This window comes from Pseudomonas peli, assembly GCF_900099645.1.
GTDB lineage: Bacteria > Pseudomonadota > Gammaproteobacteria > Pseudomonadales > Pseudomonadaceae > Aquipseudomonas > Aquipseudomonas peli.
Window position 1 is genome coordinate 1 of sequence record NZ_FMTL01000002.1, and the last position, 25,187, is coordinate 25,187.

The 25,187-nt window shown below is 59.8% G+C and carries 18 protein-coding genes, 1 tRNA gene, 1 rRNA gene and 1 pseudogene; 16 read left to right on the forward strand and 5 right to left on the reverse strand.

Annotated elements, in window-relative coordinates:
- The first annotated feature begins 197 nt into the window (after positions 1 to 197).
- From rrf to BLO50_RS08685, 4 genes are all read left to right on the forward strand, one after another.
- Positions 198 to 313 (forward strand): 5S ribosomal RNA (rrf, locus tag BLO50_RS08670).
- 145 nt (positions 314 to 458) lie between these two features.
- Complete coding sequence (locus tag BLO50_RS08675) at positions 459 to 1,118, forward strand: paraquat-inducible protein A (RefSeq protein WP_090251379.1); 660 nt, start codon at positions 459 to 461, stop codon at positions 1,116 to 1,118.
- Positions 1,105 to 1,728: a paraquat-inducible protein A gene (locus tag BLO50_RS08680; RefSeq protein ID WP_090251382.1), complete on the forward strand. Its 624-nt coding sequence runs from the start codon at positions 1,105 to 1,107 to the stop codon at positions 1,726 to 1,728. The genes BLO50_RS08675 and BLO50_RS08680 overlap by 14 nt, the downstream gene beginning before the upstream one ends.
- Positions 1,721 to 4,024, forward strand: a complete 2,304-nt coding sequence (locus BLO50_RS08685) for a PqiB family protein (RefSeq protein ID WP_090251384.1) — start codon at positions 1,721 to 1,723, stop codon at positions 4,022 to 4,024. Before BLO50_RS08680 ends, BLO50_RS08685 begins: the two co-directional genes overlap by 8 nt.
- A gap of 36 nt (positions 4,025 to 4,060) precedes the next feature.
- Here BLO50_RS08685 and mksF read toward each other — a convergent pair.
- The 3 genes and pseudogenes from mksF to mksB form a co-directional block, all read right to left on the reverse strand.
- A pseudogene (gene mksF, locus BLO50_RS08690) lies at positions 4,061 to 6,911 on the reverse strand (Mks condensin complex protein MksF); the annotation flags it as partial.
- The gene (gene mksE, locus BLO50_RS08695) at positions 6,908 to 7,603 is read right to left on the reverse strand and encodes an Mks condensin complex protein MksE (RefSeq protein WP_090251390.1); all 696 of its coding nucleotides are present in this window, start codon (positions 7,601 to 7,603) and stop codon (positions 6,908 to 6,910) included. The pseudogene mksF and the gene mksE, both read right to left, overlap by 4 nt.
- Positions 7,600 to 8,847: an Mks condensin complex protein MksB gene (gene mksB, locus BLO50_RS08700; RefSeq protein WP_090251392.1), complete on the reverse strand. Its 1,248-nt coding sequence runs from the start codon at positions 8,845 to 8,847 to the stop codon at positions 7,600 to 7,602. Before mksB ends, mksE begins: the two co-directional genes overlap by 4 nt.
- A 276-nt stretch (positions 8,848 to 9,123) precedes the next feature.
- Here mksB and BLO50_RS08705 point away from each other — a divergent pair, with 276 nt between their 5' ends.
- The 12 genes from BLO50_RS08705 (at position 9,124) to BLO50_RS08760 (ending at position 23,675) form a co-directional block, all read left to right on the forward strand.
- Positions 9,124 to 10,182 (forward strand): DUF6160 family protein, encoded by a 1,059-nt coding sequence (locus tag BLO50_RS08705; RefSeq protein WP_090251395.1) that lies wholly within the window; start codon positions 9,124 to 9,126, stop codon positions 10,180 to 10,182.
- A 2-nt stretch (positions 10,183 to 10,184) separates the two neighbouring features.
- A complete protein-coding gene (locus BLO50_RS08710) occupies positions 10,185 to 11,231 on the forward strand; it encodes a hypothetical protein (RefSeq protein ID WP_090251398.1) in 1,047 nt (348 codons plus the stop codon).
- Entirely contained in the window at positions 11,221 to 11,826 is a 606-nt protein-coding gene (locus tag BLO50_RS08715; protein ID WP_338110957.1) for a DUF6160 family protein, read from the forward strand. Before BLO50_RS08710 ends, BLO50_RS08715 begins: the two co-directional genes overlap by 11 nt.
- A gap of 11 nt (positions 11,827 to 11,837) precedes the next feature.
- Positions 11,838 to 14,159, forward strand: a complete 2,322-nt coding sequence (locus tag BLO50_RS08720) for a DUF6160 family protein (RefSeq protein WP_090251401.1) — start codon at positions 11,838 to 11,840, stop codon at positions 14,157 to 14,159.
- Positions 14,160 to 14,410: 251 nt separating this feature from the next.
- Positions 14,411 to 15,508: a carboxynorspermidine decarboxylase gene (locus BLO50_RS08725; RefSeq protein WP_090251405.1), complete on the forward strand. Its 1,098-nt coding sequence runs from the start codon at positions 14,411 to 14,413 to the stop codon at positions 15,506 to 15,508.
- Positions 15,509 to 15,640: 132 nt separating this feature from the next.
- The gene (locus tag BLO50_RS08730) at positions 15,641 to 16,885 is read left to right on the forward strand and encodes a saccharopine dehydrogenase family protein (RefSeq protein WP_090251408.1); all 1,245 of its coding nucleotides are present in this window, start codon (positions 15,641 to 15,643) and stop codon (positions 16,883 to 16,885) included.
- 219 nt (positions 16,886 to 17,104) lie between these two features.
- Positions 17,105 to 18,652: a 2-isopropylmalate synthase gene (locus BLO50_RS08735; protein ID WP_090251410.1), complete on the forward strand. Its 1,548-nt coding sequence runs from the start codon at positions 17,105 to 17,107 to the stop codon at positions 18,650 to 18,652.
- Positions 18,649 to 19,470, forward strand: a complete 822-nt coding sequence (locus BLO50_RS08740; RefSeq protein WP_090251413.1) for an energy transducer TonB — start codon at positions 18,649 to 18,651, stop codon at positions 19,468 to 19,470. Before BLO50_RS08735 ends, BLO50_RS08740 begins: the two co-directional genes overlap by 4 nt.
- A gap of 55 nt (positions 19,471 to 19,525) precedes the next feature.
- A complete protein-coding gene (gene rimI / locus BLO50_RS08745; protein ID WP_090251416.1) occupies positions 19,526 to 19,978 on the forward strand; it encodes a ribosomal protein S18-alanine N-acetyltransferase in 453 nt (150 codons plus the stop codon).
- Positions 19,979 to 20,106: 128 nt separating this feature from the next.
- Complete coding sequence (locus BLO50_RS08750; RefSeq protein WP_090251419.1) at positions 20,107 to 22,017, forward strand: bifunctional metallophosphatase/5'-nucleotidase; 1,911 nt, start codon at positions 20,107 to 20,109, stop codon at positions 22,015 to 22,017.
- 101 nt (positions 22,018 to 22,118) lie between these two features.
- The gene (gene can, locus BLO50_RS08755; RefSeq protein WP_090251423.1) at positions 22,119 to 22,763 is read left to right on the forward strand and encodes a carbonate dehydratase; all 645 of its coding nucleotides are present in this window, start codon (positions 22,119 to 22,121) and stop codon (positions 22,761 to 22,763) included.
- Positions 22,764 to 22,766: 3 nt separating this feature from the next.
- The gene (locus BLO50_RS08760) at positions 22,767 to 23,675 is read left to right on the forward strand and encodes a DMT family transporter (RefSeq protein ID WP_090251427.1); all 909 of its coding nucleotides are present in this window, start codon (positions 22,767 to 22,769) and stop codon (positions 23,673 to 23,675) included.
- 255 nt (positions 23,676 to 23,930) lie between these two features.
- Here BLO50_RS08760 and BLO50_RS08765 read toward each other — a convergent pair.
- Together BLO50_RS08765 and ychF are read right to left on the reverse strand one after the other, a co-directional pair.
- Positions 23,931 to 24,007: transfer RNA gene (locus BLO50_RS08765), tRNA-Met, on the reverse strand.
- A 77-nt stretch (positions 24,008 to 24,084) separates the two neighbouring features.
- On the reverse strand, positions 24,085 to 25,185 hold the full coding sequence (gene ychF / locus BLO50_RS08770) for a redox-regulated ATPase YchF (RefSeq protein ID WP_090251429.1): 1,101 nt from the start codon (positions 25,183 to 25,185) through the stop codon (positions 24,085 to 24,087).
- Positions 25,186 to 25,187: the final 2 nt, after the last annotated feature.

Genomic DNA, 25,187 nt, shown 5'->3' on the forward strand with positions numbered 1-25,187 from the left:
AAGCGCTGTGAGGCGTTGAGCTAACCAATACTAATTGCCCGTGAGGCTTGACCATATAACACCCAAACAATTTGATGTTTGTGTGTCTCTATGAAGACTGCAACAGCCGAAAATTTGTAAGCACTGCAAAACCATTTATCACATACCCAATTCGAGGTAGCGAGCCGCGCAAGCAGCACGACATCTCAGCTGAATCGCTTGACGACCATAGAGCATTGGAACCACCTGATCCCATCCCGAACTCAGTAGTGAAACGATGCATCGCCGATGGTAGTGTGGGGTTTCCCCATGTGAGAGTAGGTCATCGTCAAGCACCTATACCAAAACCCCCGATCGTGAAAACGGTCGGGGGTTTTACTTTGTGGCGCGAAAACAAACCATGCCCAGCTCAGCCTTTGATAGGCAACTAAACAGGGCGTGGCTATGATGCCTAAGCGCACTTATCCAAGGGTTCTTCTATGGCCGATCCGGCACTCTCTGAGCCACTGTCCGAGCGTGAGCTCAAGCAACTGATTGCCTGCCATGAGTGCGATCTATTACTGCGCAAACCTGGTGCGGCTGCAGGTGAGCGGGTTGAGTGTCCACGCTGTGGCTATGAGCTGTACACCCATCGCACGCATGTCATACGACGTAGTCTGGCATTGGTACTTGCAGCTTTATTGCTTTATGTGCCGGCTAATTTTTTGCCAATTATGCGTCTTAATCTTTTGGGGCAAACCACTGAAGACACGGTGTGGACGGGCGTACTCGGCTTGTATAACAGCGGGATGCAAAGCGTCGCCGTAGTGGTATTTCTTTGCAGCATGGCTGTGCCACTGCTGAAGTTGTTGTGTCAGCTGGCTGTGCTGCTGAGCATTCAACTGGATATGGGGCGCAGTTATGGCTTGTTGCTTTACCGTATTTATCACCATATGCGTGAGTGGGGCATGCTTGAGGTCTACTTGATGGGCATTCTGGTGGCCATCGTCAAGCTGGTGGATCTGGCCGAGTTAAGTATTGGTCTTGGGCTGCTGTGTTTTGTCGCATTGTTACTGGTGCAAGTCTGGCTGGAGGTGACGATGTCGCCGCATCAAATCTGGGAAGCCCTGTCGGGGGAGGATGAGCATGCGAGCGATTGATGCCGGTTTGTTGATTTGTCACGAGTGCCACCAACTCAATACGCGTCAGCCCGAGAGCCCTAAGCAGTTCTGTACGCGATGTGGCGGGCGCTTGCATGAACGCAGGCCCAATAGCCTTGTGCGTACCTGGGCGCTGCTGCTTACGGCGGCGGTGCTGTATATCCCCGCCAACCTGCTGCCTATCATGACGGTTAACTCGTTGGGTAAAGGACAGTCCGATACCATCATGTCGGGTGTTATTGAGTTGGTGAACTACGGCATGCTGCCGATTGCTGCGGTTGTCTTTATCGCGAGCATCCTAGTGCCGACATTCAAGTTGGTGGGCATTGCCCTGTTACTGTACTCGGTGCAACGGCATCAGCCGATGTCAGCGCGGCAGCGGATCCTGATGTACCGTTTTATCGAATGGATTGGGCGCTGGTCGATGCTCGACATCTTCGTCATCGCGATACTGGTCGCGGTGGTCAATTTCGGCAGCCTGGCCAGTATCGAACCAGGCTACGGTGCTACAGCTTTTGCCAGTGTGGTCGTGCTGACCATGCTGGCCGCATTAACTTTTGACCCTCGCCTGATATGGGACAACACGGATTCGGATGACGACCATGAATGATTTGCCGTTGGCCAAAGCACGCCCTGCTTCGAACTGGTCGGCTATTTGGGTGCTGCCGCTGATTGCATTATTGATCGGTGGCTGGCTCGGCTGGCGTGCCTATAACGAGGCGGGTATCGAAATCCAAGTGACCTTCGAGACGGGAGAGGGCTTGCAGGCCGGCAAAACGGAAGTGATCTACAAGGGCATGTCGATTGGTAAGCTGACTGCGATGGAGCTTGACGACAGCGGCGAGCGGCGCGGTGTACGTGCGACGCTGGAGATGGACAAGCGTGTGGAGCATCAGCTGCTCAGCAATACCCGCTTCTGGTTGGTCAAGCCGAGCGTCTCGCTCGCAGGTATTACCGGACTGGAAACGTTGGTATCGGGTAATTACATCGCGGCCAGCCCCGGCGACGGTGAGCCTACGCGCAAATTCACTGCACTCAATGAACCCCCGCCCTTGGCCGATACGGCGCCTGGGCTGCACCTGACGCTCAAGGCCGAGCGCTTGGGTTCCTTGAACCGTGACAGCCCGGTGTTCTACAAGCAGATCCAAGTCGGCCGGGTGAAAAGCTATGCCCTGCTTGAAGATCAGAATCAGGTTGAGGTGAAGGTATTCATTCAGCCGGAGTTTGCATCCCTGGTGCGCAAACATACGCGCTTCTGGAACGCCAGTGGTGTGTCTATCGATGCAGGGCTATCAGGTGTGAAAGTACGCACCGAATCGCTGGCCAGCATCGTGGCCGGCGGTATTGCCTTTGCGACGCCGGAGCATCGTAAGGACAGCCCGCCGACCGATCCGTCACTGCCATTCCGCCTGTATGAAGACTTCGATACGGCGCAGGCAGGGATTCGCGTCAACCTGACTCTGCATGAGTTTGATGGGCTGGAGCCTGGGCGTACACCGGTGATGTACAAGGGCATCCAAGTCGGTCATATGAAGACCTTCAAGATTGACGATGACCTCAGCGGTGCGCGCGTCGAACTGATGTTGGATCCCCGTACCGAAGACTACCTGGTAGAAGGTACGGATTTCTGGGTGGTCAAACCGTCGATTTCCCTAGCAGGGATTACCGGGCTCGAAGCGTTGGTCAAGGGCAACTACATCGCCATACGCCCGGGCGAGAAAGGCGGTGCGCCGTCGCGTGACTTTGCGGCCAGGCCCAAGGCGCCGCCGCTCGATCTGGCGGCGCCCGGTTTGCATCTGGTGTTGTTCAGTGAGGTGCGTGGCTCCTTGGAAATTGGCAGCCCGGTGCTGTTCAAGCAGCTCAAGGTCGGTTCGGTGCAAAGCTATCAGCTCTCACGCGACAACAAGCAGGTGGCATTCGGTGTGCACATTGAGCCGGAATACACGCATCTGGTGAACAACAGTACGCGCTTCTGGAATGCCAGTGGCATTACCCTCAAAGGTGGTTTATCCGGCGTTGAGGTGAAAAGCGAATCGCTACAAACACTGCTGGCTGGCGGGATCTCCTTTGAGACCCCGGATCCCAAAGCCGCCAAGAATGACAAGCGCGTGCAGCGCTTCAACCTCTACAGCAGCCAAGAACAGGCACTGGAGAAGGGCGTTGCACTGACCATCCGTGTCCCCCGTGGCGATGGGCTTAACCCCGGCACGGCAATTCGTTACAAGGGGCTGGATGTGGGTAAGGTCGAGCGCATTGAGCTGACGGATGATTTGCAGGCCGTGATTCTGCATGCGCGCGTTACTCAGGCAGCCCAGCAGATTGCCCGTGTTGGGACGCAGTTCTGGGTGGTCAAGCCCGAGGTGAGTTTGACCCGGGCCGCCAATCTGGAAACCCTGGTCACGGGCCAGTACATCGAAGTGCAGCCGGCTGCGCAGAAGGCTGCACTGAAACTGGACTTTACCGCCGCCGAGGCACCGCCCAAGGCCAGCGTGCGTGAGCAAGGCTTGCGTCTGGTGTTGAGCGCGGCGCGGCGTGGGTCGATCAAACCGGGTGTGGTGGTCAGTTACCGCGAAGTGCCGGTGGGCAAGGTCACCGACTTCGAGCTGGGGCCAACCTCTGATCGCGTGTTGATCCACGTTTTGATTGAACCGCGTTATGCGCCCTTGGTACGAACCGGCAGCCGCTTCTGGAATGCCAGCGGGATTGGCGTGGATGCTGGGCTGTTCAGTGGCGTGAAGGTGCGTACCGAGTCGCTGGAGGCTTTGCTGGAGGGTGGTATTGCCTTTGCCTCCCCGGATAACCCGCAAATGGGCGGCCCGGCACAGGTTGGGCAGACCTTTGCCCTGCACGATGAGGTCAAGGAAGAGTGGTTACGCTGGGCGCCGAAGATCGCGCTGGAGAAATAACCGACAAGGGCCGCAATCGCGGCCCTTGTGCTTTATGGCGGGTGAGCCAGCGTTAGGCTGGCTCGGTTGCTGCGGTTGTGATTTCTGCCTTGCTCTTGGTGCTGTCACGGCGCTGGATATATTTCCAATCCGCTTCATCGATATAGATGCCATTCGGCCCGCTGCCGCCTTCCAAGTCGATAGCCACATGGGCCGAGACCTGAGGCTTCACCGAGGCGAGAATCGGCACAAAGCCCAGTTGCAGGCTGGTTTCGATCAGCGCTTGCTGGTTCTTCTCATCGATATCCGCCGCCTCATCCAGGTAGTAAGGCAGCCGCACCTTGCCGGCCTGGTCGCGGTCCATCAGGTGCAGCAACAGGTACATGTTGGTCAGCGCCTTGATGGTCATGGTGGTGCCGTTGGAGGCGGCGCCATCGATATCTGTGTGGATCACCGGCTGGCCATGCACCTTGGTGATCTCGAAGGCCAGTTCAAACAGGTCCTTCAAGCCCAGCTGGTTATGGTTGGCAGCCACCAGGCGCGACAGGTAGTCCTTGGCTTCCTCGTTCTTGCTGTCCTGTTCGCTGCTCTGTTGCAGGTCGAACACCGAAAGGGTTTCACCTTCTTCGTATTGACCGGCGCTGTGGATGATCTGGTCGATGTGCTTGAGCGCATCCTTGTTCGGCGCGAGGACGATACGGAAGCTTTCCAAGTTGGACACTTGACGCTTGTTGATCTCGCGGTTGAACAGCGCCAGCTGGTGTTCCAGGTTGTCGTAGTCGCTGCGGATATTGCGCAAGGTACGGGCGATATCGGTAACCGCAGCGCGGCGCGCCTTGGCCAGGGTGAGGGCTTCGTCCTGACGGTGAGCGTAAGCGTTGACCAGCAGGTGCAGGCGGCGCTCGACGTCGTCTTCGCTGTCGAACTTGGCCACACCTTTCAGGCGTACTTGGGCGTACAGCGCCTCGATCTGCCCGTCGATGCGTTGCAGGCCTTGCCAGGCGTCCTGGTAGTCGTTGAGCAGCGGCAGCAGGTTGTCCAGGCTGTCGTCCACCGGGTCGGTAAACGGCGTGCCGAAGGGTAGGTTGGCGGGCAGCAGCTGGCGGCGGCGCAGGGCGTCTTCCAGGGTGCGTTCCTTGGCTTCCAGATCGGCTAGCTGACGGCCGACCAGTTGCAGCTTGGCGGAGAGCTGCTGCACGCGCTCGGTAAAGGCATCGGATGCACGCTTGAGTTCGTCCTGAGCGGCCTCCAGCTGCGCCAGCTGCTCCAGTTTCTGCGGCTCTTCCACAGTCAGGGTCTGGCTCTTGCGGAAGTCCTCCAGGGCCTTCTGCGCATCCAGCACGGCCTGGTAGAACTGCTCGGCCTGGGCCTTGCTCGCAGCGCGGTCGGAGGCTACCGCCTGCTGGGTTTTCAGCTGTTTGTATTCGCGGTCGAGGCGATCTTTCTGGTCGCGCAGGGCCGCGCGGTCGGCCAGGGCCTGCAGGGCCGGAGGCTCAATATGCGAAATGTCGATAGTCAGGCCGGGTACTTCGAACTGCTCGCCTTTAAAACCGTCGAGGATGGCTTCCAGGGATTTGACCCAGGCATCGCCGTCGGCGATCTGGATACCTTTCTCACCCAGCGGCAGGCTGAACAGCTGGCCGTTGAACAGGCGCATCAGGCGGTCTACGTCCTGCTGGCTGAATTCTTCGCGCAAGCGCGAGTAGCTGTTGTTGTCGGCGTGTTCGAGTTGCTGCTTGACCGATTTCAGGCGTTTTTCCAGATCGCGCAGGCGCTCATCCAGATCTTCTGCGGAGAACTGCCGTGACTGCGCAAGGGCGCCGGCCAGTTCGTCGTGAGCATCCTTGGCGGCCAGCAGCTGCTCTTCCAGTACCTTGGCGTCGTTGACCAGGGCAAAGCGGTTTTTCAGTACCGACAGCTCGCCGAGCCAGCGCTGGATCTCGCTGATTTCGCGCTCCATGCGCATCAGTTCCTGGGTGCCGCCACGTTGCTCGTGCTGCAGGCCGTCTTGCTCGCCACGGTAGTGTTCGGCCTGGATCACCAGCTCTTCGCGGCGTGCGCCAGCGTAGTCCTGCCAGGTGCCGAGCAGTGAGTCGAGCAGCGGCGAGAGGCGATGCAGCTTGCCGCGCAGCAGCTCGCGCTGGGCCACACCGGCAGCCAGGGCTTCGATCAAGGGGCCGGCGGTAACCAGCGCCTGATAGTCCTGCTCCATGCGCCGTACATCGCGGAAGGCTTCTTCGGTGGCGGCGATGTAGTCGACGCTGCCCGAGCGCAGGCTGTGCTCGAAGGCGTCGAGGAACAGCTGCTTAAGCTTTGCCGCGGTGATCTCGCGCATATGCAGCAGGTTGATAAACAGCGCGCGGAAGGTCTTCAGGCTCTGCTCGCTGGTGGAGCGCAGCGGGATTAGGGTCAGGTCCAGCGGAATCGAGGTGTGCCCGCCGACCAGCAAGCGGCGCAGCTCTTCGGGCTTCAGCTCGTAGGCCTTGATGCCCTCGCGCTCCAGCGCGTTGAACAGCTCGCGTTGACGCAGGCAGGTGCCGTTCTTCTGGTAGTGCTCCAGGTCCAGGGTGCCCTGGTAGGCGAAGAACTGGTGGCCGAAGCCGCCGCCCGGGCCGCGCCCGGCCACGCCGATGACATGGGGGCCGTGGGGCAGCACGACTTCGACGAGGATATAGCTGGTGTCGCTGGCGAAGTAGAACTTGCGCGACTGCTCCAGGCTGTACTTGCCAAAGCTCATGTCCGACATGCGCGCGAGAATCGGGAACTGCAGGGCGTTGATCGAGGCGGATTTCCCCAGGTTGTTGGCCCCGTAAACCGACAGCGGGTTTTCCAGCGGGAACAGGCCGAGGCTGTAGCCGGCGGTATTCAGTAGGGCAAAGCGGCGAATGCCGTAGCGTTCCTGGCTCATGCATCCATCTCCTGGGCGTCACGTTCTTCGGCCATGGCGCGGGCCAGGGCGTCTTCTTCGGATTCGTCGGCATCGTCCTCGGCGAGGCTGATGATCTCGTCTTCTGCCTCCTCATCCAGCAGCACCGGCGTCGGCAGCGGCAGGCTGCTGTGCAGCGTGGCGGCCAGGTCACGGTCTTGCTGCACCGAGAGGCACACATCTAGGAAGCGGTGCATGGGCGCGAGGAAGCGGTAGATGCCGTTGTCTTCGCTGGCAAAACCGAGCTGGGTCAGGCGGCGCATGACCTTTTCTTCCAACTCTTCCTGGGTGGTGACTTCGGCCTGGAGGAATAGGTCGCGATACTTTTCCAGTAGGGCGGGCAGCTCGTCACGGCCAAGGCTGCCGCCGTCGAGTACGGCCAGCGGATCACGGCCCTGATCTGCCAGGTGCTCGACCAGAATGAACGTGAACAATGCCAACCGCTGCGCGGTTTTGTTGACTTGGGCGCCCATCTGCTCGGGGACGAAATAGTAGAAACCGCGGCTGTCGCAGGTCAGCTCATAGCCCAGGGCCTTGAACAGGCCGCGGTACTGGTCCTGCTGGCTGGCCAGCTGGCTGTAGAGCTCCGGGTTGCTGCGGCTGATGTGGTAGCCCTTGAACAGCTCGCGGAAGATCGGGGCGAGCTGGGTCAGTTCTTTCAGGTCGATATTCATACGGTGGTCCCGGCCGGCTTGATCAGGGCAAAGGAGCTCAGGCTGACCTGATGCTCGCGGGTGAGGTAGTCGCGGCGCTCCAGGCGCTCGCGCTGAAAACGGCCATCGCGGGACAGACGCGAGAACCAGTAGAGCAATTCGTCGGTGGCGCCTTCGGGCTCCTGTTCCAGCAACCAGACCATCAGGTCAGGCAGCGGCAGGGCCTGCTCGCAGCGCTCGATCATTTCCCGTGCGGTGCGTGGCGCGCGCGGCGCTTCGCCTTTGCGGCTGGTATGAGCCTTGGGGAACTGCGCCGGCTTGGGCTCGAAACGGGCCAGGGCGTAAACATAGGCCTCGACCTGCGAAGCGGTGCCGAGGAAGGTGCTTTGCGGGCGACTGAACAGCGGCAGGGCCGCCTGCGGCACGGCGTCCAGGCCCTTCTTGCGGATCGCCGCCAGGGCCAGTGCTGCGCCGCGGGTTACGGCGTTATGCCGGCGCGCTTCCTCGCGCAGCGGCAACAGCAGCTCGCGCGCACGGCGCAGAGTTAGCTGGGCGGTGGTCTGCATTTCCAGAATGCGCGCGTGGGTGCGCAGCAGCAGGTCGTCATCCACCAGTTGGCCGAGACGTTGTTGTTCGCCGAGCAGGCGCAGCAGCACATGCTCTACGCGGTAGACGCCTTGCTCGAAGGCACCGTCGGCGGCCACCAGCTGGATCATCGGTTCAACGTATTCGTCCCAGGTGGCCAACACCTCGGCGTAGCGCTGACGCAGGGGGATTTGTCTATCTGAGGTCTTGGCCCGTTCGGCCACGGCGACCAGCGCCTGCTCGTCATTGGCCAGCTTCTTCAGCACATCGCGCACGCGCATATCGAGCAAACGCAGCTGGCGCGCCAGGTCGGCGGCATCGCGCACCTCGAAGGCATCCTTGATATAGCCGGCCAGGCGCTCCAGATGGCGCAGGTAGGCTTCGATCTCCAGGCACAGGCCCAGGCGGTGTTCGCGGCGCAGGTAGGCGAGGAAGTCGTGAATCTGCGCGTTCAGCTCGAAGCGATTGGGGCTCTTGGCCACCGGTACCAGGATATCCAGGCGGATCCACTGATCGAGCAGGGCGGTGACATCGGTCGGCGTGCCTTCAGGCAGTTGCGCGGCGAGCTGGTTGCGCAGCTCCACCAGGCTCAGGGTGCCGGCATCGAAACGCTCGCACAGCGGCTCCAGCAACGTCCAGTGTTCGGCAAGGGCGCGCAGTACGCGTTTGGGATCAATCATCGGGGCATCCGCTCCGCGGGCTTTTCGCAAAAACGCCGATTGTACTGCAAGCCGTGGCCAAGGCTTGAGTGTCAGTCATCGTCTATGCGCGCCGCTCGGGCAGATGTAACCCAGGGTGTGGTGATGGGTAACAGCCTGGTGGCTGTCTGCGACGGAATTCTCGGGTTTTCTCGACTATGGGTCGGCACATTCGGGCGTCGGGCTTTTTATAGTGCTAATCAAGGCGTGGAGTCCTCAGGGCTCTGCCACTCAAATAAGAACGACAGGGAATCCACCATGCGTCCGACTATTGGATTTGCCAAAAATGCGATCGCTTTGATCTGTGTGGGGCTACTCAGCTCGACGGCGCACGCCAAGATGGTTGAATTGGCGGACACCGAGTTGTCGGAAGTCACCGGGCAGGCCTTTATCAACCTGACGACGGACAGCAGTGCAGGGATCAACTACACCCGGGTCAATTTCGGGATGAATGTCGACACCCAGTTGAATATGAATAAATTGCAATTGGGTCAGTACAACGACTCGGTGACCCGTCCCGGAGAGGGGCTTGGTACGTCCGATATATTGATCAATAACTTTGCATTGGGCACGGTCAATGCTGACGACACCATCAACCCATTCAAGATTGCCAATCCCTTTTTGGAACTGGCCTATTCGGGCAACAAAGTGGTGGGTGTGCGCATTGGCTTTGGTGAGGCCAAGGGGTATTTGTCTGGCGATATTCAAAGTCTGACGGGCAATATTCCGGTCAAGATCGAGGGTACAGCTTCGCCTATTTATAAAGCGGCCAGCGTGGGCGAGCAGATTTTGCTTGGGTTTGCCGGGGTGTATCCGAGCACTCGTCTGGAGGCCGATGCAACCTTGGTCAAGAGTGACGGTACTTTCGATCCAGTGCGCGGCACCATGGCAGGTATGCTAAACGGGCAAACCCTGGGGTGCGTCTCTGGCTGTGGGCTGGGTGGGATTTCTGATGCCTTGTTAAGCCTGTTTGCCTCCAGTAACTGCAAGGTATTGTCGTTGGCGACCTGCTTCCCCCTGAGTAATTTCGGCTCGCTGCCAGTCGGTAATTTAAGCATTGCAGACAACGCCAATACCGCAGCGATTGAAGGTGCTGCGCGCGGCTTCTTTATTTCCATGCAAACCCAGGATGTCGCTTGGAAAAATCAGGACAGCGGCGAATTTATGACTGCGCTAAAGGGGGCGTTCATGAACATGCCGCAATATCGTGACGCTAATGGTCAATTAGTTGCCCCGATCAAAATCAACTTCGAACAGGCTTTCAATGGCATTCTCCGCCAGGACACCTGTCTGGGCACCGCCACAGTGGGGTGCTGAGCATGCTTAGGCTGACTGCGGTTGCTGTATTGATGCTGCTGTCTGGAGCTGCCCAGGCAGAGTTGCAAGCGCTGGATGATCAGGAGCTGTCTGCCGTTCAGGGCGCCGGCTTCGGCTTTGTGCTGGATGGCATTCTGCTGGATGCATCGGGCGCCACTATCACGGTCAATGACATCAACAATGCTTCAGGGCAGAACGTGCCGATTTCGGTGAAAGAGTTCTACCTGGGGGCGACCGGCAGTAATAAAGGTGCAAACCTGAATCCGGTAAATATTGGTCGTTTGGATCATCCCTTCGAGATCACTTTGGCCAAAGGGGAAACCCTGCGCACCCTGCGTGATGATGGACAGTGGGTGCAGACCACGCCGAGCAATGTCAGTGTGCTGGAGTTCAAGTTCCCTGAGCGCTTGACCGGTGCCGGTGGGCAGGCCTGTATCAGCGGATATGCCGCTGCCGGAAGCAACTGCTCCAGCCGTGCTTCGGAGCGAGTTGATCTGGGCATTCGCTTCGACTTCCAGGTTGCCGCCGGGCGTACTGACATCATCAATCTTGATTTCAGCGAACTGGTTATGGACGGCAGTTACCTGCGGCTATGGGGCGATGACCCGCGCGGGCAGTTGGTGGGTGAGGCGCGAGTGAATCTGTTCGCCAAGAGCCTGCAACTGATGTCCTGCGCTGCCGGTACGGCCAATTGCACCTCCGCTCAGGAGCAGACTGCCCGCACCCTGACACTGAGCAATGCCTTCGCCAATATTTCGCTGGGTTACGGCAAGAGCCAGCCGTTGCTGTTTGATGTCAGCAGTAACGGCCAGTTTGTGCTGGAGCTGCCAAATCCGGTTACCCGGGCCGCCAATGGCAGTGCGCGGCCTGCGGCAGAGCGTAATACGATTGCCAGTGACTTCTATGCCAACGCCCCACGCACCAATATCGTGATCGACAACCTCAAAGCCGGCACAGGTAGCTTTTCTACCGGTGGCTACAACTTTGGCTACAACGCCATCCAGGGGCTCAGCATCAACTACCTGAAGGTGACCAGCCGTGATCTCTAAAGTCTGGTTAGCCATCAGCGCGCTGCTCGCCATGCCGGCCTTTGCCGAGATGCAGGCATTGGACGATGACACCCTGAGCAGCATGAATGGCCAGGGAGGGGTTTATCTGTCCGGTGAATTCAGTATCAACAAGGATGGCGGTGTGTTGTGGAGCAAGCCGGTCAGCAATAATCCCAGCACTTGGACGGCCAGCCAGCGCAGCTGCGCCAATGCGGGTGCTACGACGCCGGAAAACTGTGGCATGCGTGTGGCAATTCGCTCCGAGGCCGACGGCGGCTGGTATGTGCTGGATAACCTCAAGGGCGTTTTCAGCTTTGAAGGCCTGACTCTGCGCACCCGTACCATCAACAGTGGTTTTAACGGTGATGGCGCCGCTTTTAATCAGGATGTGCTGGAGTTCGGTTTGCCCAATGAGGTGAAGTTCAAGGATGGCAGTTTTGCCTTTGGTGTCGCCAACCAGGGCGGCTGGCAGAACAAGTCCCTGAGCGTGGCCAATGGAGGGAATCCGTCCTACCAGCAAACCAATATCTTCTCGGCGAAGATCGACGGCACCATCCGTATGCAGGGCAACGTGCTGATCTTTCCGCAGAATTGAGGAGCAGGGCCATGCACCGTCATTTGCTATTGTTGCTCGCAGTTCTGAGTCCGCTGACGCAGGCCATGCAGGCACTGGATGATCAGGCGCTGTCATCCGTCAGCGGGCGTGACGGCATCAGCCTGCAAACCACTGGCGCTGGCTGGTCGGCGGGCAGTGTTGACTACAAACAGGATGGTCAGACCCTAAGCCTCAAAGGCGTCAGTGGCACGCCGCAAATAGCGGGTAGCAGTTCGACCACTACGCTGGATGTGGTAGGTGAGCAATTGCAGGTGCAGCACAGCGGCAGTGCTCAGGTGCTCAGCGTCGATAACATCGAGCTGGCCGGCAGCAGCAAAAGCTTTGGCGCCTTTCGCGCGTTTTTCACCCTGGGGGCCAGCCTCAAATTGAGCGGCGGCGGGGCCAGTGGCGTCAGCGGTTTCAGCCTGGATGACAGCCAACTGTCGTTGAGCGCGGCGACCTTCTATTACCGCGATAATGGCTTTGACCTGATCGTCAAAGGCCTGTCGTTCGATACTTACCTGAGCAACGCCTACCTGGACATCGTCAGCGGCGGCAGCGGTCAGGAGATCAAACTGGATCTGGGCACTTCGCGTTTTGTCGGCTCAATTGCCGGCATCGGCCTCGACCTGGCACATGGCGACCCAACTGCCGGCGTGGCGGTGACACCGGGCGCCCCCGATCTGCGTGACGTGGATGCACAACGCAGCTTCGGCAAACTGAACATGGATTTGCGCCTGGGCGGCAGCATCAGCATTGCGGGTGGCGGCGCCAGTGGCGAAGGCTTGCGGATCAAACCGAATATCACCATCGCCAACAGCCTGTTCCAGTATCAGGATGAAGGCGTACTGCGTGCTGAGAACTTTGCTGGCAGCCTGATCAGCAACTCTGGGCTGACAGTGGATCTGGAGCAGGACGGCGCGGGTAGCTACGCGAAGGTTGCCTTTCAGGACCTCAAGTTCAACGCCACCCTCGGCGGCCTGATCATGGGCAACCCGAGCAATCAGAAACTCGGTGGCCTGGCGGTGGATTTGAATTTTCTTGACCAGGGTACTCGGCAGAATTGGCTGAAACTGCGTCCGGGCGGCGACCCCAACTCCGGGCAGAAAGGCATCAGCGCCGACCTCAGCTGGAACATGGTCAACAGCTCGTTGGCACTCACCGATAACGGCAACACCATGTGGTTCAGCGGCCTGCGTACCCACGGCACCGGTCAGTTTACGTTTGATCTGACCAAAAGCTGCGCCGCCGGTGTGAGCACGAGCTGCAACGCCGGCACCAACAGCGATATAAACAGCGGCGGCTACAACGGTCATTTCGATGGCATGCGCCTGGGCTTCAAGAATGTGGTCGGTAGCTACAGCTTCGATGGTCTGCGAGTGGGTACGGCTGATGCGCCACTCCAGGGCGGCACCGAGTTGCTGGTGCTGATGGAAATTTTCCCGGCCTACGATTTCACCCTCAACGGTCAGGTCACTCTGCGCGCTGGTGGTGCTGTGGGTGATGGGCTGCGCTACAACGCCGACTTCTATATCACCGAGGCGAATGCGGCGATTACCGTGGATGAAAACGGTCGTGGCCTGTGGCTCTCAGGCAGCAGCTATGACATGCATTACCGCGAAGGCTCGCTGGACATCAGCACTAACGGTGTGGAGCTGCGCAAGGGTACGTACTGGTCCAAACTTGATGTGAACGACGTGCGCTGGGGGGATCGGCAAACCGGTAGCAGCATTGGCCGTCTGGTGCTTAAACGCTATGAGCAGGGCTCTACCCTGGCCATCAATTCGGGCGGTGCTGGTGCCTTGTGCGTCGGCGGTAGCGGTGGCACGTCGGCGGCATGTGTGGCCAGCGGCGGGCGCTGGGAGGACCGGGGCGACGAAGGCATCTCGGTCAAGCTGAAGAATGTATTCGTGCGTGATGGCTCCGGTAACCCGGCCAATAGCGTATCGAACAACGAGAAACGCAATCAGATCATCATTGAAACCGGGCGGGTGAATGGGGTGAACGGCACCGGCAGCCAGCTGGTGGTGGACAACTTCCACACCTCTGACGGCAACCCGAGTAACCCGAACGCCAATGCCTATGGGTTTAACGTCGACCTTAACCTCGATGTGGCGCCGACCAAGGTGTGCAGCAAGACCGCCTCTGGTTGCACCCCCGTCAGTCCTGATCCGCTGGGTTTTGCGGTTAACGGCCGGGTGCACTTCAAAGAAGTGAATATCGACCGGATTCAGCATGTTCACCCCACCGGCGGTGCGGTGACCTCGATGTATGGGGTTAAGCTGCAAAACGCTGATATCCGCGCCAACCTGACGGCCACGCCGATCAACTGAGCCCCCGCATCAGCGCCGCGCAGGCGCTGTATGTCGTCATGCCCCTGTCATCCTTGTTGGTCATTCTGCTGGCGCACGGTGGCAGGTGCAGGGCGCTTGCATTGAGCGCCCAATCGCCGCCAATGGTCGCTGAATCGAGGAAATATCCCCGTTGCCCTTTCGATATGTGCCGGTTGTCGGCACAATTCGCCTCCACTTTTTTGGGGGGAGCCTACTGGCTTCCCGTCAGCCGACCTTGCAGGGGCAGCGCCATGATCAAAACGCCTTACTACCTGATCGACAAACAGAAGCTGCTGGGCAATCTGGAGAAGATCGCCTACGTACGCGAGCACTCCGGGGCCAAGGCGCTGCTGGCGCTCAAATGCTTCGCCACCTGGTCGGTGTTCGACCTGATGCAGCAATATATGGACGGCACGACCTCATCGTCCCTCTATGAGTTGAAGCTCGGCCGGCAGAAGTTCGCCGGCGAAACCCACGCCTACAGCGTGGCCTGGGCCGATGATGAAATCGAAGAGATGGTTGCCAACTGCGACAAGATCATCTTCAACTCCATTGGCCAGCTTGAACGCTTCGCCGAGGCCACCGAGGGCACCATCCGTGGCCTGCGCGTTAACCCGCAGGTGAGCAGCTCCGATTACCTGCTGGCCGACCCGGCGCGTCCGTTCAGCCGCCTGGGCGAGTGGGACCCGGAAAAGATCGCCGCGGTGATGGATAAGATCAGCGGCTTTATGTTCCACAACAACTGCGAGAACGGCAGCTTCGAGCTGTTCGATCAGATGCTGACCACCATTGAAGAGCGCTTCGGCCATCTGCTGGAGCAGGTCGAGTGGGTCAGCCTCGGCGGCGGGATTCACTTCACCGGTGACGACTACCCGCTGGATCAGTTCTGCGCGCGTCTTAAGGCCTTCTCCGAGCGTTTCGGGGTGCAGGTCTATCTGGAGCCGGGCGAAGCGGCGATCACCCTAAGCTCCTCATTGGAAGTCACGGTGCTCGACACCCTTTACAACGGCAAGCACCTGGCCGTAGTCGACAGCTCGATCGAAGCACACATGCTCGACCTGCTGATCTACCGCCTCAACGCCAAGATGGAACCCTGCAGCGGTGAATACACCTACATGGTGTGCGGCAAGTCTTGCCTGGCCGGTGACATCTTTGGTGAATATCAGTTCGACAAACCTCTGGCCATCGGCGATCGCCTGTCGTTTATCGACGCCGCCGGTTACACCATGGTCAAAAAGAACTGGTTCAACGGCCTGAAAATGCCGTCCATCGCGGTCAAGCAACTCGACGGCAGCGTCGAAGTGGTGCGCGAATTTGGCTTTGACGATTACCTGTCCAGCCTGAGCTGATCCGTAGTGTGGACGGCATTTTTCGTCCACCGCTCTGAAATCACAAAGGTGGATGCAAAAGCGTCATCCACCCGACGTGCTGTAAACCCGCTCCAACTCTCTCAATAACGCAGTACCCAGGAGGTGAAACAATTGAAGAAGAATGTTCTGATCATTGGTGCAGGAGGTGTCGCCAAGGTGGTGGCCCACAAGTGCGCGCAGCACAACGACGAATTGGGTCGCATTGCTATCGCGTCGCGCAACATCTCCAAATGCCAGGCCATCATCGACAGCGTAAAGGCCAAAGGCAGCTTGAAGCAGCCGGCCGAAATCCAGGCCTATGCCCTGAATGCGCTGGATATTGAAGCAACCAAGACGCTGATTCGCGAAACCGAATCGCAGATCGTTATCAACGTGGGTTCGGCCTTCCTCAATATGTCGGTGCTGCGCGCCTGCATCGATACCGGCGCCGCCTACCTCGACACCGCCATCCACGAAGAGCCGGGCAAGGTCTGCGAAACGCCGCCTTGGTACGGTAACTACGAGTGGAAGCACCTGGCCGAATGCCAGGACAAGGGCGTGACTGCCATCCTCGGCGTCGGTTTCGACCCGGGCGTGGTCAATGCCTATGCCGCATTGGCGCAGCAGCAGTACTTCGACAGCATCGAGTCGATCGACATCCTCGACGTCAACGCCGGTTCCCACGGCAAGTACTTCGCTACCAATTTCGACCCGGAAATCAATTTCCGTGAATTCACTGGCCAAGTCTGGAGCTGGCAGAACAGCCAGTGGACCAGCAACAGCATGTTTGAAGTCAAACGCACCGACGACCTGCCAGTGGTCGGTGAGCAGAATCTGTACCTGACCGGGCATGACGAAGTTCATTCCCTGTCCAAGCACCTGAACGTACCCAATGTGCGTTTCTGGATGAGCTTCGGTGAGCACTACATCAATGTGTTTACCGTGCTGAAGAACCTCGGCCTGCTTTCCGAGCAACCGGTGAAAACCGCCGAAGGCCTCGAAGTGGTGCCGCTGAAAGTGGTCAAGGCCGTACTGCCGGACCCAGCCTCGCTGGCACCGGGCTACAGCGGCAAGACCTGCATCGGTGATCTGGTCAAAGGCACCAAGGATGGCAAGCCGGCCGAGCTATTTATCTACAACGTCGCCGACCACAAGGATGCCTATGTGGAGACCGACAGCCAGGGTATTTCCTATACCGCAGGCGTACCGCCGGTCGCAGCTGCACTGCTGGTCGCTCGTGGCGATTGGGATGTGGCGCGCATGGCCAACGTTGAGCAGCTGCCGGCCGAGCCGTTCCTCAAGCTGCTGGACGTAATGGGCCTGCCGACTCGCATCAAAGACAAGGACGGTGATCGTCCCTGGGATCAGGCGCTTTGATCGGCTGTCTCTAGCCGGACCCTAGCTCGCTCAGTTAGCTCAACGCCCGCCATTTTGGTGGGCGTTTTGCTTTCTGGCCCGTGGGAGGGGCTTTAGCCGCGACGTGGCATCGATGTGCGCCGCGCTTCCCGCCCGTGGCATTTCACGCGACAATCAACCCTTATCGACACGCGCCCCAACGTCGGGTGCGTGCTACGGCGACTCCGTGAGGAAACCAGCATGAGCAGCAACGATCGCGTCATTATTTTCGATACCACCCTGCGTGACGGCGAGCAGAGTCCCGGCGCGTCTATGACCGGTGAAGAAAAGCTGCGCATCGCCAAGGCTCTGGAGCGTTTGCGCGTCGACGTGATCGAGGCTGGTTTTGCCATCGCCAGTCCCGGTGACTTCGCCGCGGTCAAGGCGATTGCCGATAGCATCAAGGACAGCACCGTGTGCAGCCTGTCGCGGGCGCTGGATGCCGATATCGACCGCGCCGCCGAAGCGCTCAAGGGCGCCAACTCCGGGCGCATCCACACCTTTATCGCCACCAGCCCGATTCATATGCAATACAAGCTGCGCATGCAGCCGGATCAGGTGGTCGAACAGGCCGTGCACGCGGTCAAGCGCGCGCGCAACCTGTGCAGCGATGTCGAATTTTCCTGCGAAGATGCCGGCCGTTCGGAGATCGACTTCCTCTGCCGCATTATCGAAGCGGCCATCGATGCTGGTGCGCGCACCATCAATATCCCCGATACCGTTGGCTATGCGATTCCGCACCAGTACGCCGAGACCATCCGTCAGCTTCTCAACCGCGTGCCCAACGCAGACAAGGCCGTATTCTCGGTGCATTGCCACAACGACCTGGGTCTGGCCGTGGCCAACTCCCTGGCTGCCGTAGTGGCCGGCGCACGTCAGGTCGAGTGCACCATCAACGGCCTCGGTGAGCGTGCCGGTAACGCCGCGCTGGAAGAGATCGTCATGGCGATCAAGACCCGCGAAGACCTGCTCGGCGTGCACACCCGCATCGACACCCCGCATATCCTCAGCACTTCGCGCATGGTTTCCGGCATCACCGGTTTCCCGGTGCAGCCGAACAAGGCCATCGTCGGCGCCAACGCCTTCGCCCACGAGTCGGGCATTCACCAGGATGGCGTGCTCAAGCACCGCGAAACCTACGAGATTATGTCCGCGCAGTCGGTCGGCTGGAATGCCAACAAGATGGTGATGGGCAAGCACTCCGGGCGCGCCGCCTTCCGCTCGCGTCTGGACGAGCTGGGTATCGCTCTGGCCGGCGAAGCCGAACTGAATGCGGCCTTTGCTCGCTTCAAGGATTTGGCTGACAAAAAACACGAGATTTTCGATGAAGACCTGCAGGCCCTGGTGTCCGATACATTGGCCGAAGAGGCACCGGAGCACTTCAAGCTGATTACCCTGGACGTGGCCAGCAAAACGGGCGAAGTACCGCAGGCGCAGGTCGTGGTCAGCGTGGAAGGTGCCGAGCACAGTGGTAATGCCCAGGGTTCGGGGCCGGTGGATGCCACCTTCAAGGCCATCGAATCGATTGCCCGCGCCGAGGCCAATCTGCAGTTGTATTCGGTCAACGCCATCACCCAGGGCACCGACTCGCAAGGTGAAGTGACGGTTCGTCTGGAAAAGGGCGGGCGCATCGTCAACGGCAATGGCGCTGACACCGATATCCTGGTGGCCTCAGCCAAGGCCTATGTCAATGCCTTGAACCTGATGCAGGCCGGGCAGAAGGCGCATCCTCAGGCGGCTGACGTTTGATTGCAGAACTGCGCCGTCGTGCCTACCTGAGCGCCATGCAGGTGGCCAGTTGGCTGCCGCGTGTGGAGTTGCCGTTTGCTGCGCCCTCGCGCCCGGAGTTGCTGCAGCCGCTGGTTGAGGCCGAGCCTGAGCAGGAGGTAGCCGCTGCCGTGCCACAGGCGGTGGCTGAAGCTGTGCCGGCCTATGAGCCGCCGCGTGCCGAAACCGCCGTTGTCGCCCCAGTTACCCGCCCCAAGATCGAAGTGCCGCGTCCGGCGCCTCATGGGCGTATGGCTAAGGTGGAACCGGCTACAGTCGACGCCGAAACCCAGGTCACGTCCCTGCCAACGCCCGTCGCACCACCGCGTTTTGCCCTGCAATTGCTGCGTGCTGGCGCCTGTGCAGTACTGGTCGAATTGCCCACCGGTGAGCCACTGCAAGGGCGCGATCCGGCGTATCTGCTGCTCAAGGATCTGTTGCGTGCCGCCGGTCTGCCGGACAGTCCGCAGCTGATTGGCGAGCCGGTGCGCTGGCCGCTGCTGGTGCGCGGGCAGATCGACCAGGGTCCGCAAGCGGCGCTGGAATATGTGCAGAGTTTTGTCGGCGCGCGGCTGGAAGAGCAGGAGCCGTGCAGTTGCCTATGGCTGGTGGGGCTGCCGGCGATTCGTTTTGCCGGGGAAGCCACTGCCGACGCCTACAACCGCGAGCTGCAGGTCGAGGGGCTGGGCGCTGCCTGGGCGCTGCCGGGCCTGGAACTGCTGATGGATGAGCCAGAACGCAAGCGTGAGCTGTGGCAAGCCATGCGCCGCGTGCGTCAGCGCTGGTTGGCTGCCAATTGAAGACATCTTTCCCGGCCGCTTGGCTGGGTTTCTACCGTTTGCCGAGTCAACCTGAATGAGTGATGCAATCAGCTTCCGCCCGATGACAGCGGCGGACATCGATGCGGTGCTGAAAATCGAATATGCCGCCTTCAGCCACCCTTGGACGCGCGGCATCTTTACCGACAGCCTGACCGCTTACAACTGCTGGGTGATGTTTGAAGGCCAGCAGCAGGTCGGCCACGGCGTGATCCAGATCATCATGGACGAGGCACACTTGCTCAATATCACCGTCAAGGCGGAAAGCCAGGGGCGTGGTCTGGGTTTAAAACTGCTCGAACACCTGATGCAGGAGGCCCAGAAGCAGGGTGCCAATGACTGTTTTCTGGAGGTGCGCGCGAGTAATCAGGTGGCCTACCGCCTGTATGAGCGCTACGGCTTTAACGAGGTTGGCCGGCGCCGCGATTACTACCCAGCCGTCGGTGGCCGTGAGGATGCCTTGGTGATGGTCTGCCCGCTGTTTGACTAGATCCCTGTTCGGCCATGCACTGACACGATTGGCTACCGTCGGCGGCGCTATTCGCCGCTGACCTGGCTCCGGGCTTGTCGCATACTCCCGGCAGCCGCGTTTATCGCCCATTGCCCTAAGGATCTGTCATGCGCCTGTCTGCTTCGTTGCTTGCAGTGTTCTGCTTATTCGCCACCGCTCAGGCCACCAGTGCCGAGCGCAGTTTTACCATCCTGCACACCAACGACTGGCAATCACGCCTGCTCGGTTTTGGCCCGAACAACGAATATTCCCCCGCGACCACCGGCGATGACGATACCGTCGGCGGCGTCGCTCGCCTGGCCACCTTACTGGAGCAGCGCCGTGCCGCTGCCGGTGAGCAGCCAGTGCTGCTGCTTGATGGGGGCGACTTCAGCATGGGCACGCTGTTTCACACCGTGACCCGCGAAACCGGTGGCGAGCTGCGCCTGATGACCGAGCTGGGCTATGACGCAGCGACCCTGGGCAACCACGAATTCGATTTTCGTCCGGCCGGGTTGGCCGCGATGATCAGCTCGGCGCACAAGATCAAGGGCGATGCGCTGATGCCGCTGCTGTCGAGCAACCTCGGCTTCGATCCCGCGCGCAAGGAAGACGACAGCCTGCAGGCCCACTTTGAGGCCGGACGTATTGCGCCGTACAAGCTGATCGACAAGGGCGGCATTCGTTTTGGCCTGTTCGGCCTGCTCGGCAACAACGCCGTGGCGGTCAGTCCGATGATCAAACCGGCGGTGTTTGCCGATCCGGTCGCGACTGCCCAAGCCATGGTCGCCAAGCTGCGCGAGGAGGGTGCCGAGGTGGTGATTCTGCTTTCGCACATGGGGGTGGTGCAGCAGGAAGACGGCAGCTGGCGCGGTGAAGAGGTCGAGCTGGTCGAGCAGGTGCCGGGCATCGATATCGTCGTTGGCGGTCACTCGCACACGGCTCTGGCGCAGCCTGTGCTGGTCAATGGGCGCACGCCTGTGATGCAGGCCGGCTCCGAGATTCAGCACTTGGGTGAGCTGCGTATGCGGCTGCCGGCGGATGGCAAACCGCAGGTGGTCGATTACCAGCTGCACCCGATCAATGATCAGATTGCCGGCAACGCTGCGGTAACTGCCAAGGTTGAGGACTTTAAGCAGGTGGTCAGCGCGCAGATGCTCGCGCCCAAGGGGTATACCTTCGACCAGCCGCTGGCCAAGGTCGACAAAACCCTGACCCGCGCCCATGACGATCCGATTCTCGGCAATCTGGTTACTGACGCGCTGCGTCAGGCGACGGGCAGTGATGTGTCTTTTACTGGTAACGGCACTATCCGCGACAACCTGATCATGGGCCGGTATGGCGTGCAGGCGGTGTCTGACCTGTTTCGCATCGCTCCGCTGGGTGTTGGCGAGCTGGATGATGCGCCGGGTTATCCGCTGATCAAGGTGTACGTCAGTGGCCAGGAGCTGAAGAACCTGCTCGAAGTACTGCTGCTGGCCTATCAGGTGCGCGAAAGCAAAAGCTATTACCCGCGTGTGTCCGGCCTGCGCTTCAGCTACAACCCTTGGCGTGTGCCGTTTGATCGGGTCAGCCGGATTGAACTGGGCGACCCGATCAAGGGGTACACGCCGCTGGACCTGGCCGATCAACGGCTCTACAGCATCGGCGCCACCAGCTATGTCGGCAGCTTTACCTGGCTGGTCAGCGACCTGACCAAGGGCCTGCTCAGCGTGCAGCCCAAGGATGCCGAGGGGCGGCCATTGGCGGCGATCAAGGATGCAATCATTGATGCTGATCCGCAGCAGCCCGGCGTGCAGGAATATAAAGAATGGCAGGGGCTACTGGACCATATTCGCAGCCTGCAGGATCTGGATGGCGATGGCCTGGCTGATATCCCGACCCAGGGCGCGGCCGCTGAGCAACGCATGCTGCGTGTGCCCAGTCTGAAACCTGTTGAGCTTTACCGTTACGCCGGGCCGCTGCAATGGGGCGTGAGCCTGGTGCTGTTGGCGGGTGTGTTGCTGATTCTCTGGTTGTTGCGTCGCCGTCGCGCTTGATCATGCCCGCTGCCGTCTGTTTGCGGTGACGGAAGCCACTCGCGCTTGTCAAAAGTCGGTGGCGCTCCTATGGTGCGCATCGACGAATCCGGGAGTGACGCATGAGCGATTTACAGCACCTCTTCGACAACAACGTGCGTTGGGCCGAAGCGATCAAGGAAGAAGATCCCGAGTTCTTCGCCAAGCTGGCCCAGCAGCAGGTGCCCGAGTACCTGTGGATCGGCTGCTCCGATGCGCGGGTGCCGGCTAACGAGATTGTCGGCCTGCTGCCGGGCGATCTGTTCGTGCACCGCAACGTCGCCAACGTGGTGCTACACACCGACCTCAACTGCCTGTCGGTGATCCAGTACGCGGTCGATGTGCTCAAGGTCAAACATATCCTGGTTACCGGGCACTACGGTTGTGGCGGCGTACGCGCATCGATGCAGGACACCCAGTTCGGCCTGATCGACGGTTGGCTGCGCAGCATTCGCGACCTCTACTACGAGCACCGCGAACACCTGGCGCAGTTGCCCGGCGAAGAAGAGCAGGTCGATCGCCTCTGTGAGCTCAACGTGATCCAGCAGGTGGCCAACGTCAGCCACACCACCATCGTGCAGAACGCCTGGCATCGTGGGCAGCCGCTGGCGGTGCATGGCTGCATCTACGGCATCAAGGACGGCCGCTGGAAGAACCTTAACGTCACCGTCAGTGGCATGGAGCAGCTGCCGCCGCAATACCGCCTGCGCCCGCTCGGTCAGCGCTGAGGTATGTCGTCTTCCGTGCGTATCGCGCTGGCCGGCCTGCTGCTGGCGACGCTGTGTTGGTCCGGCAATGCCCTGGTGGCGCGAGCGTTTGCCGGTGAGATTCCTCCGTTTGCCTTGTCATTCTGGCGCTGGAGCCTGGCGCTGGTGCTGCTGTTGCCCTTCGTGGCCAAGCCGCTGTGGCAACACCGCGCTGCACTGCGTGCGGCCAGCTGGCGCTTGCTGGTGCTCGCCGGTGTCGGCATCGCCGGGTACAACAGCCTGCTGTATGCCGCTGCGCAAACCACCGCTGCAATCAATATCACCCTGGTCAACACCTGTCTGCCACTGATGACCTTTATCGGCGCGGGCCTGCTGCTTGGCGAGTGGCCGCATCGGCGCGCGTGGTGGGGTATGGCTGTGGCCGCAGGCGGATTGCTGGTGTTGATCAGCAAAGGCAGTTGGGCCAGCCTCAGCGGTCTGGCCTTCAATAAAGGCGATCTGATTATGCTGCTGGCGGTGGCTGACTGGGCGCTCTATTCATTGCTGCTGCGGCGTTGGGCCAGCTACCTGCTGCCTATCCCACCGCTGGCCCTGCTTGGCGTACTGATGCTGCTGGGCGTGCCGCTGATTCTGCCGTTCTATCTCTACGAGCTGGCTCACGGCGCAAATTTCAGCGTGACGCCACATAACCTGGCTGCCATCTGCTACACCGCGATCTTTGCCTCACTACTTGCTTACCTTGCCTGGAACCACGCTATCCGCATTCTCGGTGCGGCCAAGGCCGCACTCTCCAACTACTTGATGCCAGTATTTACTGCACTACTGGGCTGGCTGCTGCTAGGGGAGGGGTTGCAAAGCTACCACTGGATCGGGGCTGCGTTGATCTTCGCTGGTCTGTTGCTGGGCACGCAGGTGCTCGCAAAAAATCGCTGAGTGATCACGTAGAGGTCCTCAGGCAAGCAAATACGCGCGGTTGCTAGAGGTGTGGTGGCTGCGGGGCAAAGACAGACACTGGACGTTTTAATTGTCGGGATGCCCGAGCACCAAGATACGAGCCGCTAGAAGTACGTCGCTTCTACGCAAGATGAATATCAGCAAGGGCGGGGGAGAGTAGTTGGAATGTAGTCTGTTTGTAGTCTGCCCGGAAAACAAAAAAGGGCTTAGCTTTCGCTAAACCCTTGTTTTGTTTGGTGGCTACGCAGGGACTTGAACCCCGGACCCCAGCATTATGAATGCTATGCTCTAACCAGCTGAGCTACGTAGCCGAGTGGCGCGCATTATTCGCGTCTTGGGGTTGGGTGTCAACCCTGTTCTGCGAAAATTTCTGCGCGCGATCAATCGCTTACACGTTAAAGCGGAAATGCATGACATCGCCGTCTTTCACGATGTAGTCCTTGCCTTCCAAGCGCCACTTGCCGGCTTCTTTGGTGCCAGCTTCGCCTTTGTATTGGATGAAGTCGTTGTAGGCGATGACTTCGGCGCGGATAAAGCCTTTTTCGAAGTCTGTGTGGATCACGCCAGCAGCCTGCGGAGCGGTGGCGCCGACGCGGACGGTCCAGGCGCGGACTTCCTCGACGCCGGCGGTGAAGTAGGTCTGCAGGTTGAGCAGTTCGTAGCCCGCGCGGATTACTCGGTTCAGGCCGGGTTCTTCGAGGCCCAGGGCTTCGAGGAACATGTCTTTTTCTTCGCCATCATCCAGCTCGGCGATTTCTGCTTCGATCTTGTTGCATACCGGCACCACGGGAGCGCCTTCGGCGTCGGCAATGGCCTGGACGATGTCGAGCAGTGGGTTGTTCTCAAAGCCGTCTTCAGCGACGTTGGCGATGTACATCACCGGCTTGCTGGTGAGCAGGTGGAAGCCACGTACCAGTTGCTTCTCGTCATCACCCAGGGTCTTCATCAGGGTGCGCGCTGGCTTACCTTCGCTGAAGTGGGGGATGAGCTTTTCCAGCAGGGCTTTCTGTGCCACAGCTTCTTTGTCGCCGCCCTTGGCATTGCGCGTGGTCTTCTGCAGTTGCTTTTCGCAGCTGTCGAGGTCGGCGAAGATCAGTTCGAGGTCGATGATTTCGATATCGCGCTTGGGGTCGACGCTGTTTGCAACGTGAATCACGTTGTCGTCTTCAAAGCAGCGTACTACGTGGGCGATGGCGTCGGTCTCACGGATGTTGGCGAGGAACTTGTTGCCCAGGCCTTCACCCTTTGATGCTCCCTCTACCAGGCCGGCGATATCGACGAATTCCATGGTGGTGGGCAGGATGCGCTTGGGGTTGACGATGGCTGCCAGCTCCGCAAGGCGTGGGTCAGGCATCGGCACGATGCCGCTGTTGGGCTCGATGGTGCAGAACGGAAAGTTCTCGGCCGCAATACCGGATTTGGTGAGGGCGTTAAACAGGGTGGACTTGCCGACGTTGGGCAGGCCGACGATGCCGCAGTTGAATCCCATGG

Coding starts and splice junctions, on each gene's coding strand:
- mksE (WP_090251390.1), bottom strand. CDS start 7,603: ATGAATATCGACCTGAAAGAACTGACCCAGCTCGCCCCGATCTTCCGC.
- mksB (WP_090251392.1), bottom strand. CDS start 8,847: ATGATTGATCCCAAACGCGTACTGCGCGCCCTTGCCGAACACTGGACG.
- BLO50_RS08760 (WP_090251427.1), top strand. CDS start 22,767: ATGTCGTCTTCCGTGCGTATCGCGCTGGCCGGCCTGCTGCTGGCGACG.
- rimI (WP_090251416.1), top strand. CDS start 19,526: ATGAGTGATGCAATCAGCTTCCGCCCGATGACAGCGGCGGACATCGAT.
- BLO50_RS08705 (WP_090251395.1), top strand. CDS start 9,124: ATGCGTCCGACTATTGGATTTGCCAAAAATGCGATCGCTTTGATCTGT.
- BLO50_RS08710 (WP_090251398.1), top strand. CDS start 10,185: ATGCTTAGGCTGACTGCGGTTGCTGTATTGATGCTGCTGTCTGGAGCT.
- BLO50_RS08685 (WP_090251384.1), top strand. CDS start 1,721: ATGAATGATTTGCCGTTGGCCAAAGCACGCCCTGCTTCGAACTGGTCG.
- BLO50_RS08725 (WP_090251405.1), top strand. CDS start 14,411: ATGATCAAAACGCCTTACTACCTGATCGACAAACAGAAGCTGCTGGGC.
- ychF (WP_090251429.1), bottom strand. CDS start 25,185: ATGGGATTCAACTGCGGCATCGTCGGCCTGCCCAACGTCGGCAAGTCC.
- BLO50_RS08735 (WP_090251410.1), top strand. CDS start 17,105: ATGAGCAGCAACGATCGCGTCATTATTTTCGATACCACCCTGCGTGAC.
- BLO50_RS08720 (WP_090251401.1), top strand. CDS start 11,838: ATGCACCGTCATTTGCTATTGTTGCTCGCAGTTCTGAGTCCGCTGACG.
- can (WP_090251423.1), top strand. CDS start 22,119: ATGAGCGATTTACAGCACCTCTTCGACAACAACGTGCGTTGGGCCGAA.
- BLO50_RS08750 (WP_090251419.1), top strand. CDS start 20,107: ATGCGCCTGTCTGCTTCGTTGCTTGCAGTGTTCTGCTTATTCGCCACC.
- BLO50_RS08680 (WP_090251382.1), top strand. CDS start 1,105: ATGCGAGCGATTGATGCCGGTTTGTTGATTTGTCACGAGTGCCACCAA.
- BLO50_RS08675 (WP_090251379.1), top strand. CDS start 459: ATGGCCGATCCGGCACTCTCTGAGCCACTGTCCGAGCGTGAGCTCAAG.